This window comes from Methylocystis sp., assembly GCF_021731785.1.
Taxonomy (GTDB): Bacteria; Pseudomonadota; Alphaproteobacteria; order Rhizobiales; family Beijerinckiaceae; genus Methylocystis.
In genome coordinates, this window is sequence record NZ_JAKFWS010000191.1 from 1 (window position 1) to 5200 (window position 5200).

Sequence of the window (5200 nt, forward strand, 5' to 3'; positions counted from 1 at the left end):
GCAACCCGATCCTACCGGCGAATCGTCGATGACCACCGCAAGCCGATCGCTCGCTACGGCGCTAGCAAAAGCGCGCGTCGCGAGCGGCTTGCTCCCACTGAGCTACACCATCACTGGGGGCACGACCGCCGATTGGGCGGAAGGTGCTTGAGGCCTCATAGTGAACCGCCTTGGGGTTGCTGGAGGCAATTTCGTTTGAGTCACGGAACGCAGTGGCGGAGCCCTCTCGCCCCCTCGCCTCTTCGAAATTGGTGAGTTTCGAGAATGCAATCCAAGCTCCATAGTGAAATAGGAAGATGCGGAATACGTGGATGTTCAAAGCCTGCGTGGGAGTCTGCTGCGTGTTCGCCGGCGCGGAAGTCCGATGTGGGCGCATCCCGGCGGGCGCTGGATGATCCGGGGGATGCCGCCATATGGTTGCAGCCAGAGGTAGAGCGGACGCCTTGTTTGCAGACGCTCCAAATTCACGGCGATATTTCAAGCACATACGTGTTCGCATCTTTGTCCTGACCGGCACGCCAATTTAAAATAAATTTGTCATGCCAGTTTGCGAGCCAAAAATTCGGGTGTGTCCAATATTTGTCCAATATACGGACATGCATTGCCGAGAAGTCATGCGGATAAAAAAGCCGCCATGCGCCAGCCGCCAACTCATCGCAAGGTGTCTCGGGCGTTCTCTAATCGCGCTTCCGTCCAGTCCACCAAATTGATCATATGAACCTCCGATGATGCGAATCACCGCGGGAAGCCGCCCGGATCGCGGCACTGTCGGACGATCAAGCGCCGATCGCGATTATCGGATGTCCACATATGGTGTTTAAGCCGCACCTGGCAGCATTATGGAGTCGTGTCCTTCGAAGAGATAGGCGCTCCCGCACGAAAAAGCCCGTTCGTCGCCGGCTGGGCTGTGAGGAACCTGGAACGACGGCGCTTCCCCCGGGAAGGGCTTCATGCCGAAAGCTCGCGCTCAATCGCGCGCACGAGCAGCTTGATCCGATTCATTTCAATGAGCAGCTCTAAGGAAAGCGCCTTGTCTTCAGCCGTTATTTGCTCGCGAAAGGGGAAGTCGACCGCGACCGTCCGGATTTCGGCGAAGATTGCGTCTATCTCATCATCGTCTCGTTTCGGCCGCGACGCTGCGCGCCGCGGATCGGTCCAATGTCTAACATGAGCTTGATTCAGCATATCTACTGCTCCTTTCGTGCATGCATACAGCCACGCCGCAGTATCAGCGGCGCCAGCGATATGAGGTGATCAGCTCATTGCCAAGCGAGGCCGCCGCGCAATCGGATGGAGCGGGTCGGCGCCCCCAAACGCTAGCGGCGCTGCCTTTACTGCGGCGGAGTCGCTTCCTTGCCGCTCTGCGTGCCCTTTTTACCTTCGACTCCTGGTTCACCGGCGGAGGTTGCGCTTGGTGTCGCGATGTTCTTTTTCTGCGTGTGTGGGATGCTGGGATTTTCCTTTTGCACCGCTCCAGAAGGCTTGACCGGCTTGCCAGTCATCGGCCCTGATGTCTCTCCTTGGTCTTGTCCAAACGCAATCGGCGACGCCAAAAAGGCAGTGGCGAGGCTTACGATGATGACGAGAAGTTTCTCCATGGCGAGCTCCTGAACCAACGCGGTGTGGCGTCTGAGAGCCCCTCTCAAGCCATATTGGAATTAGCCTACCTGGGGTGAACGCGTGCATTGGCAAGCCATGCCGGTCTGCATAAAACCGCCGCCGCACATCCACAGCGGAGCGTTATGTTGCGCCGAGAAAAAAGGAAACTGGCGCTTGCAAGCATGTATGGGCGTCACAGCTTGCGCCGCAATTCGCCCACCACTTTGCGGTCTGCGCGCGCGCCAGCTAGGCTTGCCATAGCGGCGCCGAGCTATTTAGCCGACGTCGCGTCCCGCGAAGCGACTGTAATCTTCTTGCCTAAGTTACTTGTCTGCGGCTTCGCGGGCGCGCTCGCCATTGGGCGCTGCTTGACGATCTTCGGGGACGGGCGGAAATTGGGGCGACCCGCGAAATGGCTAGCTCGGGTCATGTGTCGTTCGATGCTCTCGCGCCAGTTCTGCAGCAAATGAAAGTGGTGAGTAATTTGTCGAGCTTGCGGCACCCCTTGCCGGACGCCTTGGGCGTAAAGCCCGCGGCGGTCGCGGCTGACGGCTTCGATTTTGGGGTGCTGCTGAGCCAATCCGCCGTCTCTTTGGCGGAGAGGATTTCCTGCAGTCTGAGAGGCTGACTAAAAAAGTAGTTGAGTGATTTCAGGAGGTTGTGATTCCTCCGGATTTACGAGATTCGAGAGGGATGTAAGATGGCCTGGACTGAAATCACCCGACGCAAGTATCGCCGCGACGGATTGCGTTACGCAAGTCATTTAACGGACGCGGACTGGGCGTTGATCGAGCCCCTGTTGCCGCCCGCTTCACCTCTTGGCCGTCCAGGCGATACAAAACTGCGGGCGGTGGTGAACGCGATCTTGTATATGGCTTCCACGGGCTGCCGGTGGCGGCAGTTGCCGAAGGAGTTTCCGCCCTATTCGACTGTGCAGAGCTATTTCTATGCCTGGTCGCGCTGCGGCGTGTTCGCGAACATCAATCACGCTTTGGTCAGGCCGGCCGCAAGGCAAGCCCGACGGCGGGCGTCATTGATAGCCAATCGGTGAAGACCACGGAAAGCGGCGGCCCGCGTGGGCTTGATGCTGGCAAGAAGATCAAGGGCCGCAAGCGTCACATCGTCACCGATACGCAAGGAAACCTCGTAGGCCTCGTCGTGAATGAAGCCGACGTTCAGGATCGTGACGGAGCGTCGCGCGTGCTCGCCTTCGATCCTTTCGCTTTATCCGTGGTTGCGCCCGATGCGGTGCTCCCCCGATGATTGCGGCAATAAGTTTAGGCATCTTCGGCAGACAGGCGTTCACAAGACGGGTCGGCAGCAACGAAGCAACCACACACGGAATGTATTCACAGCGCTCATAGCGGGAGTCGCCGGCTATCTGATCGCGCCGGCCGCCGCGCTGTGGCTCATCGCGTTGCTTGGCGCCGCCAGCGCACACGCGGTACTCGCGTCAGTGCGAGCGAGATTGATCATTCGTTGGCGCGTGGCTTGGACGACAACGATCGCGGCCACGAGTATCGAAAACGCCCGAGCGCATTGAGCGTGATTTTCTATTGCAAACCGCTGCTCACTTTTACGGCGGCGATAACCTTGTTCCATTTCGCCGATGCCGCCATGCTACCGCTCGTTGGCGAGCGCCTGAGCCAAGGCCAAAAAGACTCAGGATCCCATTCACAGCGGCCTGCATCATCGTGGCGCAGGCCGATTCCGATGGCGATGTTGGTTGGAGACAAGAGCGACCTTGGGCCGCAAACTACTCTTTCTTCTCGGGCTCGTTATAGTGCAGGCAGGGCAATTCCGGGCGGATGGGAGCGACCGCCGCTCTTGATCGCATTGTCAGCTGGTAGACGACATATCGGCTGTCGTCGCTCGCTGGATATCGTCTTCGGTGAAATCGACAAATAATCCAAAACGCATCGCCTATGAAACAATCTGCGCTATCTGCGTCGATAACTATGTTGAGGGTGGTCAGGCGGCGCTAGCGCGTATCCATGAGCGAGGCCAGTTCGCTTGGCGCTGCTGATAGGTAGAGCCACGAAAGCTAACGCCCTGCATCCCAGCGAGAGAGGGAGCGAAACATGGCCAAGATCGTATGCGTGCTGTATGATGATCCGGTCGACGGTTATCCGAAAGCCTATGCGCGCGATGAGGTGGCTCAGCCCAAACGCTATCCCGACGGACAAACGCTGCCCTCCCCAAAAGCAATCGATTTCAAGCCGGGTACGCTCCTCGGCAGCGTTTCCGGCGAACTAGGACTACGCAAATTCCTAGAGTCGAACGATCATCAACTAATGGTGACATCCAGCAAGGACGGCGCGGACAGCGTACTCGACCAAGAGCTTCCTGACGCCGACATTGTTATTTCGCAGCCTTTTTGGCCGGCTTATATGACCCGCGAGCGGATTGCGAAGGCGTCCAAGCTCAGGCTCATCGTGACCGCGGGCATTGGATCCGATCACATCGATCTGCAAGCAGCGATCGATCGCAACATCACCGTCGCGGAAGTCACATACTGCAATAGCATCAGCGTATCCGAGCACGTGGTGATGATGATCCTCGCGCTGGTACGCAATTACATCCCTTCGTACGAATGGGTCGTGACAGGCGGCTGGAATATAGCGGACTGCGTAGCGCGTTCCTACGATCTTGAAGCCATGCAGGTCGGCACTGTCGCCGCCGGCCTCATCGGCTCGGCAGTACTGCGGCGGTTGAAGCCATTCGATGTCGGCCTTCACTATTTCGACCGGCATCGCCTTCCGGAGTCGGTCGAACGAGAACTGAATGTGACGTATCACCCCAGCGTGGAAAGCATGGTCGAGGTTTGTGACGTCGTCACTATAAATTGTCCGCTGCACCCGGAGACCGAACATTTGTTCAATGACGCACTAATTGCCAAAATGAAGCGCGGCTCCTACATCGTTAACACCGCGCGCGGCAAGATCTGCGATCGCGATGCCATCGTGCGTGCCCTCGAAAGCGGACAATTGGCCGGCTATGCGGGCGATGTCTGGTTTCCTCAACCAGCACCGGTCGACCATCCTTGGAGAAGTATGCCGCACCATGGCATGACGCCGCATATTTCTGGCACCAGTCTGACGGCGCAGACTCTCGAATGCTGGTTCGAAAATCGCCCGATCCGCGATGAATACCTCATCGTTAGCGCGGGGAAGCTCGCGGGCGCGGGGGCGCATTCATATAGCGCAGGCGACGCAACCAGCGGATCGGAAGAAGCCGTCCGCTTCAAGAAAGGCTGACCTTGCCCGCTTCCCGATGCGTTGGAGCTAAGCTATGTTGGATTTTGGGTGACGGCGAGAATCAAGCGGCGGATTTCTTCTCGGACGCGATTTCGATTCCGTCGCGGAATGTTATGTTACACCGCTGAGGACCTTCGGCAATTGATTTTGTCCTTGCAGCCGTCGCCAGCTTTTCGCTGCAGCCATCACCAGCTTGAAAAACCATGAGGCGCGCGGTTGTCAGGATACATCCTTTGATTAGAAAATCCCTGTTCGCGCGGCGCGTTGACATCATATTTGAGAATTTCGGCGCGCATTTTCGAGCTTTGACGCTTAAATTGAGAACTCCAGCGGCATCCCGAGCG

Annotated in this window: 6 protein-coding genes and 1 pseudogene; 3 read left to right on the plus strand and 4 right to left on the minus strand. The window is 57.8% G+C overall.

All coding sequences use genetic code 11. The annotated features are described in order from the left end of the window. Positions 1-948: 948 nt before the first annotated feature. The 3 genes from QZ964_RS21225 to QZ964_RS21235 all read right to left on the minus strand — a co-directional run bounded on the left by QZ964_RS21225 (position 949) and on the right by QZ964_RS21235 (position 2179). On the minus strand, positions 949-1185 hold the full coding sequence (locus QZ964_RS21225; protein WP_124740586.1) for a hypothetical protein: 237 nt from the start codon (positions 1183-1185) through the stop codon (positions 949-951). Between the two features lie 146 nt (positions 1186-1331). Then, positions 1332-1598 (minus strand): hypothetical protein, encoded by a 267-nt coding sequence (locus QZ964_RS21230; protein WP_124740585.1) that lies wholly within the window; start codon positions 1596-1598, stop codon positions 1332-1334. Between the two features lie 272 nt (positions 1599-1870). Next, on the minus strand, positions 1871-2179 hold the full coding sequence (locus QZ964_RS21235) for a transposase (RefSeq protein ID WP_195838312.1): 309 nt from the start codon (positions 2177-2179) through the stop codon (positions 1871-1873). Between the two features lie 120 nt (positions 2180-2299). Here QZ964_RS21235 and QZ964_RS21240 point away from each other — a divergent pair. The 3 genes and pseudogenes from QZ964_RS21240 to QZ964_RS21250 form a co-directional block, all read left to right on the plus strand. After that, positions 2300-2839: pseudogene (locus QZ964_RS21240) on the plus strand (IS5 family transposase); the annotation flags it as partial. 251 nt (positions 2840-3090) lie between these two features. Further along, positions 3091-3507 (plus strand): hypothetical protein, encoded by a 417-nt coding sequence (locus QZ964_RS21245; protein ID WP_195838313.1) that lies wholly within the window; start codon positions 3091-3093, stop codon positions 3505-3507. Positions 3508-3680: 173 nt separating this feature from the next. Beyond that, the gene (locus QZ964_RS21250) at positions 3681-4856 is read left to right on the plus strand and encodes an NAD-dependent formate dehydrogenase (protein WP_154454080.1); all 1176 of its coding nucleotides are present in this window, start codon (positions 3681-3683) and stop codon (positions 4854-4856) included. 61 nt (positions 4857-4917) lie between these two features. Here the strand turns inward: QZ964_RS21250 and QZ964_RS21255 are convergent. Continuing rightward, the coding region (locus QZ964_RS21255) for a hypothetical protein (protein WP_292534349.1) at positions 4918-5200 on the minus strand (283 nt) is incomplete at its 5' end.

Excerpts from the sequence above, each read along its gene's own strand:
- QZ964_RS21225 (WP_124740586.1), bottom strand. The coding sequence starts at position 1,185 with ATGCTGAATCAAGCTCATGTTAGACATTGGACCGATCCGCGGCGCGCA.
- QZ964_RS21230 (WP_124740585.1), bottom strand. The coding sequence starts at position 1,598 with ATGGAGAAACTTCTCGTCATCATCGTAAGCCTCGCCACTGCCTTTTTG.
- QZ964_RS21250 (WP_154454080.1), top strand. The coding sequence starts at position 3,681 with ATGGCCAAGATCGTATGCGTGCTGTATGATGATCCGGTCGACGGTTAT.